Below are 18,953 nucleotides of genomic sequence, written 5' to 3' on the forward strand. Positions count from 1 at the left end.
CCCGTCCGCCATACGGACACCCGTACGGGTTGCGGGTGTCATCCCGTCGGCTGTCGTTCACCCGTATGTGGCACGGGTGTTGGACCCCGGTGGCATCTTCCCCATCATGGAGACCCCCGACTTCGGCATCCCGCGGCAGCTCGCCGAACGCATGAGCATGGCGGAACAGTACGAGTACCTGCACACCCGGCTGGTCCGCCGCCGCACCCTGGTGACGGCGGGCGCGGTGGCGGGCGGCCTGCTGACCGGCTGTTCCTCCGCCTCCGGTACGGCGCGCCCGGCCCCGGCCGCCTCGCGGGTGTCCGGCTCGGTGGTCCGGCCCTTCGGCCGCCATCTGGCCTTCGGCGCCGACCCGAAGACGCAGATGCGGATCTCCTGGCAGCTGCCGTTCGCGGTGCGGCGGCCGTACGTGCGCGTCGGGCTGCGCCCCGACGACCTCGGCCGCCGGATCCCGGCCGAGGTGCGCAGCCTGCACACGCCCGGGGTGCAGGGGGTGCGGCCCGCGGTCGAGCAGTACTACGTGCACGCGGCCCTGGACGGCCTGCGGCCCGGCACGACGTACTACTACGGCGTCGGCCACGACGGCTGGGACCCGGCCGCTCCCGCCCACCGCGCCACCCTCGCCTCCTTCCGCACCGCACCCGCGACCCCGGAGCGCTTCGTCTTCACGGCCTTCGGCGACCAGGGCGTGGGGCAGGCCGCGAACGCCAACGACCACCTCGTGAAGCAGCAGGACCCCGCCTTCCATCTGCACGCGGGCGACATCTGCTATGCCGACGTCAACGGCGCGGGACAGACCGAGGACGGCTACGACCCCACATTCTGGGACCAGTTCCTGAAGCAGAACGACCCGGTCGCCAGGTCGGTGCCGTGGATGGTGACGACCGGCAACCACGACATGGAGGCCTGGTACTCGCCGGACGGCTACGGCGGACAGCTGGCCCGGTTCTCCCTGCCGGACAACGGCTTCGACCCGCACGGGACACCGGGCGCCTACGCGTTCACCTACGGCAACACCGGCTTCGTGGCGCTGGACGCCAACGACGTGTCGTACGAGATCCCGGCCAACTTCGGGAACAGCGGCGGCCGGCAGACCAAGTGGCTGGACGCGAAGCTGGGCGAGCTGCGCGCGACGAAGGGCGTGGACTTCCTGGTCGTCTACTTCCACCACTGCGCGTACTCCACCTCGCAGCACGCCTCGGACGGGGGTGTCCGCAAAAAGTGGCTGCCGCTGTTCGCGAAGCATCAGGTGGACCTGGTGATCAACGGGCACAACCACGTGTACGAGCGGACGGACGCGATCAAGGGCGGTGAGGTCGGCAGGTCCGTCCCGATCGGTGCGTCGACGGATCCGACGCGGGACGGGATCGTGTACGTCACCGCGGGTGGCGGCGGCCGGGACCTGTACTCCTTCCCCTCGGGCGTCAAGGACAGCTACGAGGGTCGGGTCACCCGGCACGACGCCGTGGAGACCTTCCAGTGGGCCAAGGGCAAGGAGCGCGCGCCGGAGACGGCCTCGTGGTCGCGGGTGCGCTACACCGGCTTCTCGCTGCTGAAGGTGGAGGCAGAGCCGGGTCCGTCACCGCGGCTCACGGTGTCGGCACTGGCCGAGGACGGACGGCGGATCGACCACTTCGAGGTGCGGCGCGGCGGCTGAGGCCGCGCCGCACCCATGGGGGTCCCCCCGCTCGAGCGAAGCCGAGAGTGGGGGAGGGTGCGGCTCCCGGATCAGTGGCGGCTCAGTGGCCGGTCTCGCCGCCGTTGTCGCGGCGGTCGAGGGCGCGCTGGAGGGCGGCGGCGGCGTTCTTGCGGTCGGACTCGCTCGTGCGGGACACGTGGCGGACTCGGCGGCGGACGGTCGTCTCGGCCATGGAAATCGACTCCTTCGGCAAACCGGAGTGCGGCAAGGGGGGTTACGAGACGCCGGAGGGCGGGGAGCGGTGCCGCAGGGGTTGCCTGCACGGGGCCCGGCTCACGACCGCCATTCGCTTGATCGAGCGAGACGTTCGGCTCCTACAAAGTTAAGGGAGCGGGCCGCGCCTGTCTCCACAATTACTCGGACTTCCTACTATCTGAGACGGTGGACTGGGTCACACCTGGGTCACACCGCTGTGACCTGCGCTTTCGCTGTACGCGGGTGGAGGGAGCGCAGCTCCCGGACGAGCGCCCGAACGGCGGAGGTCGTGGCCAGTTCCGGGGTGGTGACGTAGCCGACGGAACGGTGCGGCCGCTCCGGTCCGAGGTCGGTGACGGCCACGGAGGGCGGGGCCCCGGTGAGGGAGAGAGCGGGCATGATCGCCATGCCGAGACCGCTGCCCACCATCGACAGCACCGCCCCGTCGTCCTCGGCGCGGACGGTCGCGGCCGGGATCCAGTCCTGGGCGGCCCACCAGTCGCGGGTGTAGGAGCCGCAGTTCTCCATCCAGTCGACCAGCGGGAGGGTGCGCGGGGCCGGGTGTCCGGCCGGGTGGACCAGGGAGTACGGCTCCTCCAGCAGCACGTCGCCGACCAGCCCGGCGGGCAGCGGCGAGCCGCCGCCGAGGGTGGCGATGCCGAGGTCGGCCCGTCCTTCGGCGACCTCGCCGGCGGTGCCGGGACCCAGTTCCCGTACGACGGTGACGCTCACCTCGATGCCCGGGTGCCGTAGCGCGAGCCGCTCCAGGACGGGCGGCAGCAGATGCAGGGCCGCGCTGCGGAAGGCGGCGACGCGCAGCGCTCCGGTGGCCTCGCCGGTGCCCGCGCCCCGGGCGTCGGCGGCCAGCGCATGGAGCATCCGCAGCACGCGCCGCGCATGGGCCGCCGCCCGCTCCCCGGCGGGTGTCGGCCGGGCACCGAACCGGCCGCGCTCGAAGAGGACGACGCCCAGCGATGGGGGTCCCCCCGCTCGAGCGAAGCCGAGAGTGGGGGAGTTCGATGCCGCGCACGGCGTGGGACACGGCGGACTGGGTGGCCCCGAGCCGGGCGGCCGCCGCCGAGAAGCCGCCCTCGTCGGCCACGGCGACGAGGATCCTCAGCTCCTGCGGGGCAAGGTCAGCTGCTGTCACCGGGGGCTCCCACCTGCGTCTATGCGGGCAGCTCATGGATCGCCGCGTTCCATGAGCGCAACCCTCTGCCCGGCCCCGGGTACGGCCCTGCTGGAGAACCTGTACTGGTCCGTGGACCCCTACCACCGCGAAATGATGGACGGCGACTTCGAGTTGAACGCTCCGCTGGAGGGCCGCACCCTGGGCCGGGTCGTCGCCTCCCGCACCCCGGCGCTCCCCGAGGGCGAGATCGTCTTCCACCGGCAGGGCTGGCGCACGCTCCCCCACTGCCTGAAGGGCGTGGGGGGACCCCCACCGTGGTCCGCCCCGAGGAGGTCAGGCGACTCCCCCACCACGCGGGCGTGCCGCTGTCGGCGTACCTGAGCGTGCTGGGCGGCACGGGCCTGACCGCCTACGTCGGCCTCACCCGGATCGCCGGGCTGCGCGAGGGTGACGACGTGTTCGTCTCCGGCGCGGCGGGCGGGGTCGGCACGGCCACCGGCCGCTTCGCCCGGCTGCTGGGCGCGGGCCGCCTGATCGGCAGCGCGGGTTCACCGGAGAAGGGGAAGTACCTGACGGAGCAGGTCGGTTACGACGTGGCCTTCGACTACCACTCCGCCCCGGTCTCCGAACTCCTCGGCGCGGCGATCGGCGCACTGCGGGAGCGGGGCCGGGTGGTGCGGATCGGCACGATCAGCCAGTACAACACCCCGGACGCGCCGCCGGTCGTCTTCAACCACGCGGACGTCGTGGAGAAGAGCCTGCGCATCGAGGGCTTCCTGGTGAGCGGCCACCGGGACGCGCAGGAGGAGCTGTACGACTTCGCCGTACCGCACCTGCGCAGCGGGGCGCTCGCGCTCGACGAGACGGTGGTCGACGGGTTCGAGCTGATCGTGGAGGCGTTCCTGCTGATGCTGCGGGGCGGCAACACGGGGAAGATCCTGATCCGCAAGGCGTGACCGGCCTTACGAGCCTGATATTCCGTCAGGTGACGTCCCCGTCACGCCAGTCGAAGACGAGGGCATGGGCCGGGTCCAGGGGTCCGGCGAGCGCGAGCCTGACGTACACGCCCCCTTCCTCCTCCGGGAGCCGGACGATCCCGTCCGGCGAGAGGGCGCACACCTGCCCGCTCCACTGCTGCCAGCCGCGGGCCGTGTACAGCGGGGCGCCGTCCTCGCTCGCGGAGAGCGCGCCGAGGTCGTAGGCCCGGTCGACGATCCGCTCCAGGGCCCCCATCACCCGCCCGCCGAGCCCGGTCCGGCGCAGATCGGCCCGTACGGCGACGGCCTCCACGTATCCGGTGCGCAGCCAGCGCCCCCGGTGCAGTGTCCGCCGCATCACGACCGAGCCGTGCGCGGCGAGCCCGGCATCGTCGTGGACGAGGGCGTGCATGCCGCCGAGGCCGTGGTCCCAGTCCTCGTCACCGAAGCCCCCGTCGAAGGCCTCGTCGAGGAGGGCGCGGGCGGCGCGGAGGTCGGCGGGGTCGAGGTCGGCGGTGTGGGCGGTGCGCAGAGGAAGGGTCACGGACCAAGCATCCCCAGCCTGAGCGCCTCCCGGAAGCCCTTCGGGTCCTCCGCCCACGGCAGGTGCCCGGCGTCCGGGAGGATCACCCGGCGGGCGTGGGGCAGGGCCTTCGCGAGGGAGTCGACGGCCGTGCGCGGCCGGATGTCCCGGGCACCGTCGATGATCAGCACCGGTACGTCGAGCCCCTCGCAGGCGCTGTACAGCTCCGGGGTGCCCCAGACGCGCTTGCGCTCCTCGTTGAGCACCGTGTTGGACTCGGCGTTGATCCCGAACCACGGGTCGGCCATGCGCCCGGCGGGCTCCAGGGCTCCGTCCCGGTCCTCGAACTCCGCGGACCACTGCAGGACCGCCCGCTCCCGCTCCTCGTCCCGTGTGCGCTCCGCGCGTGCGGTCAACTCCTGCCAGCGGGCCAGGCGTTCGGGGTGGTCGGCGAGGCGGGTGAGGAAGGTGTGGTGGTAGGCGCCGTACCAGTCGGAGTCCGGGCCGATGCCCGTGCCCGCGACGTACACCAGACAGCGCACGCGGTCCGGGTGCGCCAGGGCGTAGCTCAGCGCCAGCTGCGCACCCCAGGAGTGGCCGAGCAGCGCCATCCGCTCCAGCCCGAAGTGCCCTCGTACGGCGTCCAGATCGGCGACGAACCGCTCGCTCGTCCACGGCCCGTCGCAGCGCTCGGAGCGCCCGCAGCCCCGCTGGTCCCAGCGGATCACCGGGGTCACGTCCGCGAGCAGTTCGGCCACGTCACCGAACATGTCCCACAGGCCGGGCCCGCCGTGGCACAGCACCAGCGGGTCGCCCTCGCCGCCCGAGCGTTCCGCCCACAGCCGTACTCCGTCGTCCGTCGTCACCGTCATGGGTCAAGTGTGACCGCTCCCCCTTTTGCAGGGGGATTCCCGAGTGCCCTCAGCTGCGCGAGGTGGCACGCAGGCGCAAGCCGACAGTGGCGAGACCTTCGAAGGTGGCGACCTGGTAGGTGGGTTCCGGTCCGGGCGGCTCGCTCAAGTGGCAGCAGCGGGCGGTCTGCGCGGTCAGGAGCGTCAGCATCGCCATGGCCAGGGCGGCTCCCTCGCAGGCATGCGGCCCGGTACCGAAGGGGAGGAAGATCCCGGGTTCCGCCGACGGGCCCGGATCATCGAGCCAGCGCTCGGGCTGGAACCGGTCCGGCTCGGAGTGTTCCCGTGCGTCGCGGTGGGCGGTGTAGAGGCAGACGAGAACGGTGGACCCGGCGTCGACGGTGTAGTCGGCGAGCTGAGTCTGTCGCGTGGCGCGCCGGGTCAGCAGCCAGCTCGGGGGGTGCAGTCGGAGCACCTCGCGGACCACTGCCTGGGTGTATCGCAGGCTGTCGAGGTGAGCGCTGGTCGTCGCAGCCGGGTCCGCGGGCAGCAGGGCGGCGGCTTCGGCCGCGACGCGGTCCGCCGCCTGGGGGTACCGGGCCAGGTGGAGCAGGACCCATCCGGCTGCCCGGGTAGGTGTCTCGAAGGTGGCGACGGTGATTCCGGGGAGAGTGTCGAGGACGGCCTCTTCCGGCAGTGGGCCATAGCGGGAGGAGGGCCGGAGCATCTGTCCCAGCACGTCGTCTCCGAGCCGGCCCGATGAACGGCGCCGGCGGACGATGGGCCGCAGAGCGTCGGTGAAGGCCACTTGCTGCCGTGTGCGGAACCGCCGCGCCGGTGTGGGGACCCAGTGCGGCCATACCCAGCGCGTGGGGCGTACGAGCACCTCCCGGGCCAGGAAGAGCTGTGAGGCGAAGGGCAGCAGGGTGGGAGCGTCCTCGGAGAAGAGGTAGCGCACGCCGATCTCTGCCAGGGCGTGCCGGACCGGGGGCAGAATCTCGACGTCCTGGCCCGTGGGCCACTGGTCGGCGCATCGAGCGGCACCGAGCGCGATCTCACCGATCCGGGCTGCAACCGCCTGCGCGCGCAGTCCGCGCATGCGGGCGGCGTGAGCGTGGGCGCGCTGCTCAGGCGTCGGTGCTCCGCTCGACCGCTTCAACGGCGGGAAGAGAGGCGAGGGTGCCTTGAGGAAGTCCTGCGGGCGGCGCAGGACTGCTTCACACGGCCCGGCCGTAGCGGCTACGTAGACACCCGGCTCAAGCTGCCAGACGTCCCCGCACTCGTCGGCGCCACGGCGCGCCAGCGCCAGCCGGTCGCGGCTCCAGGCCGCGAAGCCGCCTTCGGGCAACCGCGGCGGCTCGTCCATTCGGCCCATGAGATCGTCCCGGGAGCCGGCGGGTGCCCGGGGGCGCCCGCCGGTAGTGCGGTCAGGTCCAGTCGCCGGCGTACGCGTTCCAGTCGTGTTCCCCGTACGCACCGTAGTGGCGGGTGAAGGACAGCTTGCCGAGCAGCTTGGCGATCATGATGTACTCCTCTCGCCTGTGTGAGGACTCCCAGCCGAGGGTTCAGCAAAGAAGTTCCCTCCAGCACCAAATGCCACGCGTGCCATGTTGCCACATATGACCCATTTGGTGGGTAAGCCATCGGTATGGATATACCGGCTGGCGACCGTCCGGAATTGGAAACGGGCCGGGAAGCCTGCTCGGATGTCAGGCTTCCCGGCCCGTCGCTCGGGGGGGCTGAGGATCAGCCCATATGCGGGTACGTGTAGTCGGTCGGCGCGACCAGGGTCTCCTTGATGGCGCGGGTCAGGGTCCAGCGCAGCAGGTTCTGCGGGGCGCCGGCCTTGTCGTTGGTGCCGGAGGCGCGGCCGCCGCCGAAGGGCTGCTGGCCGACGACGGCGCCGGTCGACTTGTCGTTGATGTAGAAGTTGCCGGCCGCGTAGCGCAGCTTCTCCATCGTGTACGCCGCCGCGGCGCGGTCGTTGGAGATGACCGAGCCGGTGAGGGCGTAGTCGGAGACCGACTCCATCTGCTCCAGCATCTCGTCGTACTTGTCGTCCTCGTAGACGTGGATACCGAGGACCGGACCGAAGTACTCGGTGCGGAAGATCTCGTTCTCCGGGTCGGTGGAGACGATGACGGTCGGGCGGACGAAGTAGCCGACCGAGTCGTCGTAGGTGCCGCCCGCGACGATCGTGCAGGTCGGGTCCTCCTTGGCGCGGTCGATCGCGGCCTTGTTCTTGGCGAAGGCACGGTCGTCGATCACGGCGCCGACGAAGTTCGTCAGGTCGGTGACGTCACCCATGGTCAGGTAGTCGACCTCGGCCGCGAACTCCTCCTTGAAGCCCGAGTTCCAGATGGAGGCCGGGATGTAGGCGCGGGAGGTCGCGCTGCACTTCTGGCCCTGGTACTCGAAGGCGCCGCGGGTGAGGGCGGTCTTCAGGACGGCGCGGTCGGCGCTCGGGTGGGCGACGAGGAAGTCCTTGCCGCCGGTCTCGCCGACCAGACGCGGGTAGGAGCGGTACTTCTCGATGTTGTTGCCGACCGTCTTCCACAGGTACTGGAAGGTCCTGGTCGAGCCGGTGAAGTGGATGCCGGCGAGGTCGCGGTGCTCCAGGGCGACCTTGGAGACCTCGATGCCGTCACCGGTGACGAGGTTGATGACGCCCTTGGGCAGACCGGCCTCCTCCAGCAGCTGCATGAGGAGGACGGCGGCGTGGGTCTGCGTCGGGGACGGCTTCCAGACCACCACGTTGCCCATCAGCGCGGGCGCGGTGGGCAGGTTGCCCGCGATGGCGCTGAAGTTGAAGGGCGTGATCGCGTAGACGAAGCCCTCCAGCGGACGGTGGTCCATGCGGTTCCACACGCCCGGGGAGTTCGCCGGGGGCTGCTCGGCGAGGATCTGGCGGGCGTAGTGGACGTTGAAGCGCCAGAAGTCGACCAGCTCGCAGGGGGTGTCGATCTCGGCCTGCTGGGCGGTCTTGGACTGGCCGAGCATGGTGGAGGCGGCGATGGTCTCGCGCCAGGGGCCGGCCAGCAGCTCGGCGGCGCGCAGGATGATCGCCGCGCGGTCGTCGAAGGACATCGCGCGCCAGGCCGGCGCGGCGGCCAGGGCCGCGTCGACGGCGTCCTGAGCGTCCTGCTGGGTGGCGTTGCGCAGGGTGCCGATGACGGCCTTGTGGTTGTGCGGCTGGACCACCTGGATGGTCTCGCCGGCGCCCATCCGCCGCTCGCCGCCGATGGTCATCGGCAGGTCGATCGGGTTCTCGGCCAGCTCCTTGAGCTTGGCCTCCAGGCGGGCGCGCTCGGGCGAGCCGGGGGCGTAGCCGTGCACCGGCTCGTTGACGGGGGTGGGGACCTGGGTCACAGCGTCCATGAGATCCGTAACTCCTTGTACGTGAGCGGGTGTTCGGGCTCAGCCCTTGCTGACCATGGAGCGGAGGAAGAAGCGCAGGTTGGCCGGCTTCTCCGCGAGACGGCGCATGAAGTAGCCGTACCAGTCGGTGCCGTAGGCGGTGTAGACGCGCATGCGGTGGCCCTCGGCGGCCAGCCGCAGGTGCTCCTCGCCGCGGATGCCGTAGAGCATCTGGAACTCGTACTCGTCCAGTTTGCGCCCGGCCTGGTGGGCCAGTTCCTGGGCGATGGCGATGAGGCGCGGGTCGTGGGACCCGATCATCGGGTAGCCCTCGCCCTCCATCAGGGTCTTCAGGATGCGCACGTAGGCCTTGTCGATCTCGTGCTTCTGCTGGAAGGCGACCTCGGCGGGCTCCTTGTAGGCGCCCTTCACCAGGCGGACGCGGCTGCCGGCCGCGGCGAGGCGGCGGGCGTCGGCCTCGGTGCGGAAGAGGTAGGCCTGGATGACGCAGCCGGTCTGCGGGAAGTCCCTGCGCAGTTCCTCGTGGATGGCGAACATCGAGTCCAGGGTGGTGTGGTCCTCGGCGTCCAGCGTGACCGTCGTGCCGATGGCGGCGGCGGCCACGACGACGGGCCGGACGTTGGCGAGGGCCAGTTCGTGGCCGCCTTCCAGCGCCTGCCCGAACATCGACAGCTTGACGGACATCTCGACCTTCTCGCCCAGCTCCAGGTCGCGCAGCCGGTCGATCAGCTCCAGGTAGGCGTCCCGGGCGGCGGTGGCCTGCTCGGGGGTGGTGATGTCCTCGCCGACGACGTCCATCGTCAGCTCCAGGCCCTTGGCGGTCAGGTCCTTGATGATCGGGACGATGTCGCGCACGGTCTCACCGGGGATGAAGCGGTCCACGACCTGCTTGGTCACCGGGGCCGCCGAGATCAGGCGTCGCATCCGGTCGCTGCGCGACGCGGCGAGAATCACGGGACCCAGCACGGGGCACCTCCACAACAAAAGCACCGAAAGACGGCCGACATCCCACGATTCGGGTACGGCACGGAGAACCACCGTGAAACCTAAGGATCTCTCCGATCGTCGGCCATCGACAGCTGTCACGCATCCGTGCACTGGATCTCAGACAGATGTATGAAGGCGGCGCGGAAATGCGCGAGAATGCCCGGGTGGCGGCGGAATTCAAGGCTGATTACCAGGAGCTGGTGGACGAGATCTCGGAGCTGCTGGGGGCGCCCGCGACCCTGGAGAACCGCGACTTCGAGCTGATCGCCTTCGGCGCGTACGACAGTGAGGGCGACCTCGATCCCTCGGCGCTGGACCCGGTGCGCACCCGGTCGATCCTGACCCGGCGCTCCACGGCGGCCGTGCGGGCGTGGTTCGAGGGCTTCGGCATCACGCGCGCGACGGGACCGGTACGGATCCCGCGGACCCCGGAGGCGGGGGTGAACCGGGGCCGTATCTGCCTGCCGGTACGCCATCGGGGCGTGGTGCTGGGTTACGTCTGGCTCCTGGACTACGACCCCGGCCCCACGGACGCCCAGCTGACCGCCGCGATGCAGGTGACGGGCCGGATCGGTGCCCTGCTCGCCGACGAGGCGCAGGCGGGGGCGGGCTTGAGCCGGGAGCTGCGGGCGGTGCTGACGGCGGAGAGCGGGTGGCAGCGGGACATGGCGGTGGCCGAGTTCCGCACGGCCCTGGGTCCCCGCGCGGACGCCCCGCACACCCTGGTCTGCGTCGCCCCCTGGCCCTCGGCCGACCCGGACGAGGCCCCCTCGGTCCGGACGGTCCCGCACGCCACTGCGCTGTGCACGGTGCCGTGGGGGACGACCGGTCAGAGCCTCGCGATCCTGGTGCGGCTGCGCTCGACGGATGTGGCGGTACCGGCGTCGACGGCGGCCTCGCGGCTGTTGAAGGAGGCGGAGGGGAAGCGGTCGGGCGCGGCCGCGGCCGGTGTCGGCGAACCCCGCTCCGGCCTCGCCGAACTGGGCACGGTCTGGCAGGAGGCCTCCGCCGCCGCGCGCGCCGCGCTGGCCGAGCCGCGGCTGGGGCCCGTGGCCGAGTGGCGGCGCATCGGCCCGTACCGACTGCTGACCGCGCTGCCCCCGGAGGCCGCCCGCGACCCGGCCGTCGCCCTCCTCCTCTCCCCCGCCCACCAGGAACTGGCCCGCACGGCCGAGGTCTATCTGGACCGCGCGGGCCAGGCCGGCCGCGCCGCGGCCGAGCTGGGCATCCACCGCCAGACCCTCTACTACCGCCTCTCCCGGGTGGAGCAGCTGACGGACCTGGACCTGGACGACGGCGAGGACCGCCTGCTGCTGCACATGGCACTCAAGAGGGCGCGGCTCTAGGACCTGTCAGCGGCACTGTCCGGACCGTGGCCCGCTCACCGTGTTGCCACTCTGGTTCAGGGCGGGTTCGTTGCCGTCGCAGGAGAGCGGGCCGTTGACCTGGTTGTCCTCGAACGTGGGGGTGGCCTCGTCGGCCAGCGGGCCGCTGCCGCTGTTGCCGGTGACGCTCACCGCCCCGGTCACCGTGTTGCCGCCGGCCCCGATGCCGCCGGTGTTGGCGTCCAGGGTCAGCGGACCCCGGATGACGTTGCCCGCACAGGTCGTCGCGTCGCCGCCGATCCGTACATAGCCGCTGCTGTGCCTGACGGTGAGGGGCCCGGTGAGCGTGGACCGGCAGACGGTGAGGGCGAGAGCCCCGTCGGCGGTGACGGCTCCGGTGATCCGGGCGTCCGAGACGGCGAGCGATCCGCCGGTCTGCACCGTGACCTTGCCGTCCTGGCTGCCGCCGGGGCCGATGCAGATCGCCTGGTCGGCCGGGACGGTCAGGGTGCCGTGGTGGGCGGTGGTGATGCAGGGCCTGCTGAAGCCGACCGTGAGGTCCGTTGGCCCGTCGGTGGTGCTCGGGGTGAAGCTCTCGTCGCCGCTGTAGGTGGCTGTGATCGTGTGGGAGCCGGGGCGGAGCCCGCCGGTGGTGAAGCGGGCCCGGCCGTCTTCGAGCGGCACGGTCGCCAGCGGGGTCGTGCCGTCCGAGAAGGTCACCGTGCCGCTCGGGGTGCCCGCGGCGGGGTTCGCCGGGGCGGCGGTGGCGGTGAGGGTGACGGGGTGACCGAAGAGCGGGGCGGACGTGTCCGTGGCGAGCGAGACGGTGGTCCCGTAGCGGAAGGAGACGACCGCCTCGCCGGTGCCGTGGTTGACGCCTTGGAGCAGGGAGACCTCGGACGCGGCCGGTGTCGCGTAGCCGCTTCCGCCGCCGCCTCCGGCCCCGTAGAGGTTGCCCGGGTTTCCGCCGCCGGAGCCGCCTCCGCCGCCGAAGTAGCCACCGCCGCCTCCGCCGCCGCCGTTGCCGCCCCGGGCACCGTTGCCGCCGGTGCCGCCGCTGCCGGGGTTGGGCAGGCCGGTGTTGGGGTCGGTGTCGCCGGCGGCGCCTCCCGGGCCGCCGAGGGCGGAGTTGGGGCTGCCGGTGCCGGGCGTGCTCTGGCTTCCGCCGCCACCGGCGACGCCGGAGCCGTCGGGGCCGCCGCCCTGGCCGCCGCCCTGGCCGACCGGGCCGCCGCCGTCCCCGCCGTGCAGGAGCGGCCCGCCGTTGCCCGCGCCTCCGCCGCCGCCGGCCACCAGGACCCGGTCGGCGGCGCCGAAGTCGCCCACCCGCACATCGGAGGCGCCGCCGCCGGAACCGCCGCCGCCGTGGGCGCCCCCGCCGCCGGACCCGTGACCGAATCCGCCGGGTCGGGCGAACTCACCGCGCCGCGAGGTGCCCGGGATGCCGACTGCCCCCACGGTGACCTGGAGTTTCTGGCCCGCGGTGACGGCCAGTCGGGCCCGGGTCTCCCCGCCGAGTCCGCCCGGTGCTCCGGTGTTCGGCGGGTTGGGGGCGACGAAGCCGGCCGCGCTGCCGCCCTCGGCGCCGTACAGGTCGACGCTGATGGCGTCCACGCCGTCCGGCACGGTGAAGGTGTCCGTCCCGGCGGTGCTGTACGTGCAACTGGGCGGCGCGGTGGTGAACAGGCCGCCGGTGCCGCAGGGCGACGCGGGGGCGGCGGTGGAGGAGTCGGCGGGATCGGCCGGGACGGCGGCCCCGGCCGGCAGCGGCGCGAGGACCGCCGCGACCAGGCCGGCCGCGCCGACCGCGGGCAGGAGCGTGGTTCTGAGGAGGCTCAACGGGGTTCCCTGAGGGAGGAGTCGGATCATCGGGGGCGGCGCGGCGGGATCAGACGCCGTCGTCGGCGCACAGGGCCCAGACGTCGGAGGAGGTGCTGGGCGAGCTGCCGCCGCCGGTGTGGGTGAAGGCGGTCCAGTAGGCGGCCGTGGTGGTGCCGTCGGCGACCGGGGTGCCGCCGGAGTCGCTGGGGTAGCTGCCGTTGAGGTGGTCGCCGACGGAGCCGGGGCCGGTGAAGTCGGTCGTGGTGACGCTGCCTCCGCTGATCGCGGCCCCGCCGCTGACGAGCTTGCCGTCGTTCTGGCCGCAGCCGGCGGTCACGGTCTGGCCGCTGGTCGCGGCGGTGGGCCCGCTGACCTCGCTGAAGCGCACCTTGACGGTCGTACCGCCGATGTTGATGTTGTTGCCGCTGCAGATGGCGTAGGCGTAGGTGGTGTTGCCGCTGTTGCCGCCACCGCCGTTCCAGCCGACCGCGGTCCAGGAGTCGGGGTTGGTCTCGCCGTCGGCCGCGGCCTTCTGTCCGTAGTCGTGCGCGGAGTTGTTGAAGGTGGGGAAGCTCGCGATCGGCTTGAGGCTGCCGACGCTCGCGGGCGTGATGCGGGCGCCGCCGCCGAGCAGCCGGGTGTTCGCCGGGCAGGTGGCGGTGACCAGGCCGACCGTGCCGCTGGTGGTCGGAGCGGCGATCTTGTTCATCACCACCTGGGTGTGGTTGATGAGATTGCTGGTGAGGCACAGGGCGTACGGGGTGCTGGAGAAGTCGGCGTTGACCGCTCCCCCGCTGCCGCCGATGCCCAGCCAGTAGGCGACGTCGGTGCCGACGACCCCGGTGGAGCCGGTGTACTCGGTGCTGCCGTCGGGGCTGGGCGAGGTGCCGTTGATCTTGTTGCCGTTGGACGAAGTGCCGGTGCCGATGGCCTGGTTGATGCCGCCGCCGGAGATCAGGCCGCTCGCGCAGTGGGCGTTGGTGCTGATCTCGGAGAACGTGGAGGCGGGGCCGGCCGTGGCGCCGGGGGTCTTCACCGTGACCCCCACGGTGTTGGCGTACGCGACACCTGGCACCGCGAGGGCGAGCGCGGCGGCGATGACCAGGGTCTTTCCTACGGCGAGCCGCCGCAGACGTCTTGTCTTCATCGAGTCCCGCCTTTGGGAATGCCGCTACGGGGAGAGCCCCCGTAGCGGAGGGGCGACGAGCCGGGCGGCCGTCGCGTGGGCCGACTCACTCCCTGTGGGGAGTTGGCTCCGATACCGCGGCAGCGGCGTCTCCCAGGTGTCCTGGGGCGCCCGCCGACCGCTGGAGCATGCGGACCATATCAGCCAGGAAGGGCCGCATCTACAGCGCGATTTGATGGAAATCCCTAGCAGATGCGGCATGCACATCCCGGCCCGACCGCGCCTCGGGTGAACTACACAGACAAGGCCCGGACACACCCGACCCGGCTCGTGCGATGCTCCAGCGGACGGGGGCCGCCGATCTGACGCACGGCGTTCTCGGCGCCTCCCCGGATCCGGCACCTGGGTGCTGCGTCCGTGCCGGCTGGGCTCCGAGTGTCGCTGACGATGATGGGTGCGGCCCTGGGCGTGGCGGTGATACTGGCCGCGGCGCCTGAACGGCCCCTCGGGCTGCGGCAAGTCCTCGAGGGCTCTGGCGGTGCTCCAGCTGCGCCGCCCGGCGAGCGGCCGGGTCCGCTTCGAGGGACGCGAGTTGACCGGCCTTCCGGAACGGGAGCTCCGCCCCCGCGTCCAGCCGGTCTTCCAGGACCCGTACGGCTCCCTCAGCCCCCGCCACCGCATCCGCGACGCCGTCGCCGAGCAGGGCCGCTGGGACCGGGTGACCGGGCAGGCCCGGGTCGCCGAACTCCTCGACCGGGTCGGCCTGGCCCCCGCCCTCGGCGACCGCTTCCGGCGCGTTGGCACTGCCCGTCTGCCACGACCCGGCCGTCGTACGGCACTTCGCGGACCGGGTGGTGGAGATGCGGGACGGCCGGATCAGCCCTTCGCGGCCGCTTCGACGATCTGGCGCAGGCCCTCGGTGAGGGCGTCCCCGTCGGGTGCGGTCTTCGGGTCGAACGTCCACTGTGCGATGAGTCCGGTCATCAGCGTCAGGTAGAACCTGCCGAGCGTGTCCGCCGTCTCGTCGGAGACCTCCTCTTCCGGCACACCCATCAGCAGCGCCACCAGCCCGCGCCCGCCCTCCCGCTGGGCGCGGGCCAAGTGGTCACGCACCTCCGGCAGTTCGATGGTCATGACCTCCATGCTCAGCCGCCACACCGAGCCCGGCTCCCGCATGGTGCCGACGATGTTCGACCACACCCAGCGGAAGCGCTCCAGCGAACCGGGCGCGCCCTCGATCTCGGGGCCGCCCCCCTCGAAGGCGCCGGACATGTTCTCCACGAGGGCGATGTAGGCCTGCGCGAGCAGCGCGTCCTTCGAGCCGTAGTGGTAGCCGATCGAGGCCAGGTTGGTCCCCGACGCCTTCACGATGTCCCGCGCGGTCGTGCGCGCGAAGCCCTTTTCCAGCAGGCAGCGCTTGGCGCCTTCCAGCAGATCTTCACGGTGTCCCATGCGGACCACCCTACCGCCGATCCATACAACCGTCCTATACGCATGAATTATACAAGCGTTCTAGACAAGCGTGTAAGACGCTCGTACAGTTCTCGGCATGACGAACTCGACGAGCACCAACTCCCCTGCCGGGCGCGCCGGTCGACGCGAATGGACCGCACTGGGCGTGCTGATGCTTCCGCTGCTGCTGGTCTCCATGGACGTCTCGGTCCTCTACTTCGCCATCCCGGCGATCAGCGCGGACCTCGAACCGAGCGGCACCCAGCAGCTGTGGATCTTCGACATCTACGCCTTCGTCCTGGCCGGTCTGCTGATGACGATGGGCTCGCTGGGCGACCGCATCGGCCGCCGCAGGCTCCTCCTGATCGGCGCCGCCGCCTTCGGGGCCGCCTCCCTGGTGGCGGCCTACGCGAACAGCGCCGAGACCCTGATCGCGGCCCGCGCCGTCCTCGGCATCGGCGGCGCGACCCTGATGCCCTCGACGATGGCGCTCGTCCGCACGATGTTCACCGACCCCGGGCAGCGCGCGAAGGCGATCGGCATCTGGTCCGGCGTGATGACCGGCGGCATCGCACTCGGCTCCGTGCTGAGCGGTGTCCTGGTCCAGTACTTCTGGTGGGGCTCGGTGTTCCTGGTCAACCTGCCCGCGATGGCGCTGCTGCTGGTCCTCGGCCCGATCCTGCTGCCGGAGTCGAAGAACCCCGCGCCCGGCCGCTTCGACTTCGTGAGCGTGCCGCTGTCCATGGCGGCGGTGCTCCCGGTCGTCTACGGCCTCAAGGAGATCCCGTCCGAGGGCTGGCACCCGCAGTACGTCGTCTCGGTCACCGTCGGCCTGCTCTTCGCAGCCCTCTTCGTCCACCGTCAGCGCACGGCCGCCTCGCCGATGATCTCGCCGGCCCTGTTCCGCGGCCGGGGCTTCGCCCCCGCGGTGGTCCTGAACCTCGTCTCCGCGTTCGCGATGATGGGTTCGGCGTTCTTCACCACGCAGTACCTGCAGTCGGTGCTCGGCAAGAGCGCGATGGAGGCGGCCCTGTGGGCGCTGCTGCCCTCGGTGCCGATCGGCATGGCGGCCCCGATCGCGACCACCCTCGTCCAGAAGGGCGTCAACCGCGCCTACGTGGTCACCGCGGGCTTCGCCATCGCCGCGGCGGGCTACGGCCTGCTGGCCCTGGCCGGCACGGACTCCCTCTGGCTCGTCCTCGCCGCCTGCGGCGTGCTGGCCTCCGGCATCGTCATGGTGATGGCGCAGATGACCGACCTGGCCATGGGTGCGGCCCCGGTGGAGAAGGCGGGCGCCGCCTCCTCCCTGCTGGAGACCGGCCAGGAGTTCGGTGGCGCGCTGGGCATGGCGGTCCTCGGCTCCATCGGTACGGCGATCTACCGCCACGAGATGCCGTCCGCGGCCCCGGCCGAGGCCCACGAGACCCTGGGCGGCGCGCTCGCGGTCGCCGGACAGCTGCCGGGGCGCACGGGTGACGCCCTGGCGACGGCGGCCCGGGAGGCGTTCACCACCGGCATGCACGGCGCGGCCCTCGCGGGAACGGCGGTCCTGGCCCTCGCGGCGATCGGGGCGGCGACGACCCTGCGCCGGATCCAGGTGCGGGAGACTCCGTCGGAGGAGCGCGACGAGGCCGTGGTCTGAGCCCGACTCACAGCACACGAAAGCGCCGGGCGGACTGAGAACCCTCAGTCCGCCCGGCGCTTTACGACCGCGATCAGCCGCATTTCAGCCCGTCCGGCGTTCGAGGACGAGGCCGTTCAGGCCGAAGCGGGGGTCTGGGGGCGGCCACCCCCAGGTACGGCCGACCTCAGCTCAGGTTCACAGACCGAGCCGACGCCGCCCCGATTTCCTCGGCGACCTCGGCCAGAACCCCGGCGGACACCGTGTCGTCGACCGTCAGCACAGCCAACGCCTCCCCGCCGACGCCGGCGCGAGCGACCTGCATACCGGCGATGTTGATGCCCGCCTCGCCCAGGATGCGGCCGACGGTGCCGACGACACCCGGGCGGTCCTCGTAGCGCAGGACGACCATGTGGTCGGCGAGGGCGAGATCGACGTCGTAGTCGCCGACCGCGACGATCTTCTGCACGTGCTTCGGACCGGCCAGCGTGCCGGAGACCGACACCTCCTCGCCGTTGCCGAGCGTGCCGCGCACGGTCACCACGTTGCGGTGGTCGGCCGACTCGGAGCTGGTGGTCAGGCGCACCTCGACGCCACGCTCCTGCGCGAACAGCGGAGCGTTGACGTACGACACCGTCTCGTCGACGACGTCCTCGAAGACACCCTTGAGCGCGGACAGCTCCAGCACCTTGACGTCGTGCTGGGTGATCTCGCCGTAGACCTCGACGTCGAGGCGGACCGCGACCTCGCCCGCGAGCGCGGTGAAGATACGGCCGAGGCGCTCGGCGAGCGGCAGACCCGGCTTGACGTCCTCGGCGATGACACCGCCCTGGACGTTCACCGCGTCCGGCACCAGCTCACCGGCGAGCGCGAGGCGCACCGACTTGGCGACGGCGATACCGGCCTTCTCCTGGGCCTCGTCCGTCGAAGCACCGAGGTGCGGGGTGGCCACCACCTGGTCGAACTCGAACAGCGGGGAGTCCGTGCACGGCTCCTTCGCGTACACGTCCAGACCCGCGCCCGCGACGCGGCCCTCCTTGAGCGCCGAGTACAGCGCCTCCTCGTCGACGATGCCGCCTCGGGCCGCGTTGACGATGCGCACGCTCGGCTTGACCTTGCGCAGCGCCTCGTCGCCGATCAGGCCGAGGGTCTCGGGGGTCTTGGGCAGGTGGACGGTGATGAAGTCGGAGACCTCCAGCAGCTCGTCCAGAGACAGCACCTTGACGCCCATCTGCGCGGCCCGCGCGGGCTGCACGTAGGGGTCGTAGGCGACGACCTTCATGCCGAAGGCGGACATGCGCTGCGCGACGAGGGCACCGATGCGGCCCAGGCCCACGACACCCAGCGTCTTCTCGGCCAGCTCGACGCCCGTGTACTTGCTGCGCTTCCACTCGCCGTTCTTCAGCGCGGCGTTGGCCTGCGGGATGTTGCGGGCGGTGGCGACGATCAGACCGCAGGCCAGCTCGGCGGCCGTGACGATGTTGGAGGTCGGGGCGTTGACGACCATCACGCCGGCCTTGGTGGAGGCGGAGACGTCGACGTTGTCCAGGCCGACGCCGGCTCGCGCGACGACCTTGAGCTTCTTGGCGGCGGCGATGGCCTCGGCGTCGACCTTGGTGGCGGAACGGACCAGGATCGCGTCGACGTCGGCGATGGCGGGGAGCAGTTCGGCTCGGTCGGCTCCGTTGCAGTGCCGGATCTCGAAGTCCGGGCCGAGCGCGTCGACGGTCGCGGGCGACAGCTCTTCAGCGATGAGTACGACGGGTTTCGAGCTCACGTGAGTCCTCACAAGTCCAATGCGGACGGCCGTCCCGACGGCCGCTGGCGGTGGAGGGGGCTAGCCGCGGAAGACGCACGACGCTGTGG

The 18,953-nt window shown here is 71.8% G+C and carries 13 protein-coding genes and 3 pseudogenes; 5 read left to right on the plus strand and 11 right to left on the minus strand.

What is annotated here, in order from left to right; genetic code table 11:
- Positions 1 to 106 precede the first annotated feature (106 nt).
- On the plus strand, positions 107 to 1,657 hold the full coding sequence (locus BEK98_RS33995) for a purple acid phosphatase family protein (protein ID WP_094220678.1): 1,551 nt from the start codon (positions 107 to 109) through the stop codon (positions 1,655 to 1,657).
- Positions 1,658 to 1,739: 82 nt separating this feature from the next.
- Here the strand turns inward: BEK98_RS33995 and BEK98_RS50995 are convergent, their stop codons facing one another.
- Complete coding sequence (locus tag BEK98_RS50995; RefSeq protein ID WP_015493350.1) at positions 1,740 to 1,871, minus strand: hypothetical protein; 132 nt, start codon at positions 1,869 to 1,871, stop codon at positions 1,740 to 1,742.
- A gap of 230 nt (positions 1,872 to 2,101) precedes the next feature.
- A pseudogene (locus BEK98_RS34005) lies at positions 2,102 to 3,080 on the minus strand (LysR family transcriptional regulator).
- Between BEK98_RS34005 and BEK98_RS34010 the strand changes: the two are divergent.
- Positions 3,066 to 3,982: pseudogene (locus BEK98_RS34010) on the plus strand (NADP-dependent oxidoreductase). The pseudogenes BEK98_RS34005 and BEK98_RS34010 overlap by 15 nt on opposite strands.
- A gap of 25 nt (positions 3,983 to 4,007) precedes the next feature.
- Here BEK98_RS34010 and BEK98_RS34015 read toward each other — a convergent pair.
- The 5 genes from BEK98_RS34015 to BEK98_RS34035 all read right to left on the minus strand — a co-directional run bounded on the left by BEK98_RS34015 (position 4,008) and on the right by BEK98_RS34035 (position 9,721).
- Complete coding sequence (locus tag BEK98_RS34015; RefSeq protein ID WP_094220577.1) at positions 4,008 to 4,547, minus strand: GNAT family N-acetyltransferase; 540 nt, start codon at positions 4,545 to 4,547, stop codon at positions 4,008 to 4,010.
- The gene (locus BEK98_RS34020; protein WP_094220578.1) at positions 4,544 to 5,398 is read right to left on the minus strand and encodes an alpha/beta fold hydrolase; all 855 of its coding nucleotides are present in this window, start codon (positions 5,396 to 5,398) and stop codon (positions 4,544 to 4,546) included. The genes BEK98_RS34015 and BEK98_RS34020 overlap by 4 nt, the downstream gene beginning before the upstream one ends.
- 49 nt (positions 5,399 to 5,447) lie before the next feature.
- Positions 5,448 to 6,743, minus strand: a complete 1,296-nt coding sequence (locus BEK98_RS34025) for a cytochrome P450 (RefSeq protein WP_094220579.1) — start codon at positions 6,741 to 6,743, stop codon at positions 5,448 to 5,450.
- 380 nt (positions 6,744 to 7,123) lie between these two features.
- On the minus strand, positions 7,124 to 8,755 hold the full coding sequence (pruA, locus tag BEK98_RS34030; RefSeq protein ID WP_094220580.1) for an L-glutamate gamma-semialdehyde dehydrogenase: 1,632 nt from the start codon (positions 8,753 to 8,755) through the stop codon (positions 7,124 to 7,126).
- 39 nt (positions 8,756 to 8,794) lie between these two features.
- The gene (locus BEK98_RS34035; RefSeq protein ID WP_094220581.1) at positions 8,795 to 9,721 is read right to left on the minus strand and encodes a proline dehydrogenase family protein; all 927 of its coding nucleotides are present in this window, start codon (positions 9,719 to 9,721) and stop codon (positions 8,795 to 8,797) included.
- A 167-nt stretch (positions 9,722 to 9,888) separates the two neighbouring features.
- Here BEK98_RS34035 and BEK98_RS34040 point away from each other — a divergent pair, with 167 nt between their 5' ends.
- Entirely contained in the window at positions 9,889 to 11,088 is a 1,200-nt protein-coding gene (locus BEK98_RS34040; RefSeq protein WP_244202102.1) for a PucR family transcriptional regulator, read from the plus strand.
- A gap of 6 nt (positions 11,089 to 11,094) precedes the next feature.
- Here the strand turns inward: BEK98_RS34040 and BEK98_RS51000 are convergent, their stop codons facing one another.
- Both BEK98_RS51000 and BEK98_RS51005 read right to left on the minus strand, forming a co-directional pair.
- Positions 11,095 to 12,906, minus strand: coding sequence for an Ig-like domain-containing protein (locus BEK98_RS51000; protein ID WP_094220582.1), 1,812 nt, complete (start codon positions 12,904 to 12,906; stop codon positions 11,095 to 11,097).
- A 49-nt stretch (positions 12,907 to 12,955) separates the two neighbouring features.
- Positions 12,956 to 14,035, minus strand: a complete 1,080-nt coding sequence (locus BEK98_RS51005; RefSeq protein ID WP_094220583.1) for a hypothetical protein — start codon at positions 14,033 to 14,035, stop codon at positions 12,956 to 12,958.
- A 517-nt stretch (positions 14,036 to 14,552) separates the two neighbouring features.
- Here BEK98_RS51005 and BEK98_RS51380 point away from each other — a divergent pair.
- Positions 14,553 to 14,741 (plus strand): annotated as a pseudogene (locus BEK98_RS51380) (ATP-binding cassette domain-containing protein); the annotation flags it as partial.
- 149 nt (positions 14,742 to 14,890) lie between these two features.
- On the opposite strand, the gene BEK98_RS34060 reads toward BEK98_RS51380, so the two are convergent.
- The gene (locus BEK98_RS34060) at positions 14,891 to 15,466 is read right to left on the minus strand and encodes a TetR/AcrR family transcriptional regulator (RefSeq protein WP_094220680.1); all 576 of its coding nucleotides are present in this window, start codon (positions 15,464 to 15,466) and stop codon (positions 14,891 to 14,893) included.
- 97 nt (positions 15,467 to 15,563) lie between these two features.
- Here BEK98_RS34060 and BEK98_RS34065 point away from each other — a divergent pair, with 97 nt between their 5' ends.
- Positions 15,564 to 17,108 (plus strand): MFS transporter, encoded by a 1,545-nt coding sequence (locus BEK98_RS34065; protein ID WP_094220584.1) that lies wholly within the window; start codon positions 15,564 to 15,566, stop codon positions 17,106 to 17,108.
- A 166-nt stretch (positions 17,109 to 17,274) separates the two neighbouring features.
- Here the strand turns inward: BEK98_RS34065 and serA are convergent, their stop codons facing one another.
- Positions 17,275 to 18,864 (minus strand): phosphoglycerate dehydrogenase, encoded by a 1,590-nt coding sequence (gene serA / locus BEK98_RS34070; RefSeq protein WP_094220585.1) that lies wholly within the window; start codon positions 18,862 to 18,864, stop codon positions 17,275 to 17,277.
- Positions 18,865 to 18,953 lie beyond the last annotated feature (89 nt).

Origin of the sequence: Streptomyces diastatochromogenes, from assembly GCF_002242805.1 — a bacterium.
In the GTDB taxonomy this organism is placed as follows: Bacteria; Actinomycetota; Actinomycetes; order Streptomycetales; family Streptomycetaceae; genus Streptomyces; species Streptomyces diastatochromogenes.

Excerpts from the sequence above, each read along its gene's own strand:
- BEK98_RS34065 (WP_094220584.1), top strand. The coding sequence starts at position 15,564 with ATGACGAACTCGACGAGCACCAACTCCCCTGCCGGGCGCGCCGGTCGA.
- BEK98_RS34040 (WP_244202102.1), top strand. The coding sequence starts at position 9,889 with ATGCGCGAGAATGCCCGGGTGGCGGCGGAATTCAAGGCTGATTACCAG.
- BEK98_RS34020 (WP_094220578.1), bottom strand. The coding sequence starts at position 5,398 with ATGACGGTGACGACGGACGACGGAGTACGGCTGTGGGCGGAACGCTCG.
- BEK98_RS33995 (WP_094220678.1), top strand. The coding sequence starts at position 107 with ATGGAGACCCCCGACTTCGGCATCCCGCGGCAGCTCGCCGAACGCATG.
- pruA (WP_094220580.1), bottom strand. The coding sequence starts at position 8,755 with ATGGACGCTGTGACCCAGGTCCCCACCCCCGTCAACGAGCCGGTGCAC.
- BEK98_RS51005 (WP_094220583.1), bottom strand. The coding sequence starts at position 14,035 with ATGAAGACAAGACGTCTGCGGCGGCTCGCCGTAGGAAAGACCCTGGTC.
- BEK98_RS50995 (WP_015493350.1), bottom strand. The coding sequence starts at position 1,871 with ATGGCCGAGACGACCGTCCGCCGCCGAGTCCGCCACGTGTCCCGCACG.
- BEK98_RS34060 (WP_094220680.1), bottom strand. The coding sequence starts at position 15,466 with ATGGGACACCGTGAAGATCTGCTGGAAGGCGCCAAGCGCTGCCTGCTG.
- BEK98_RS34025 (WP_094220579.1), bottom strand. The coding sequence starts at position 6,743 with ATGGACGAGCCGCCGCGGTTGCCCGAAGGCGGCTTCGCGGCCTGGAGC.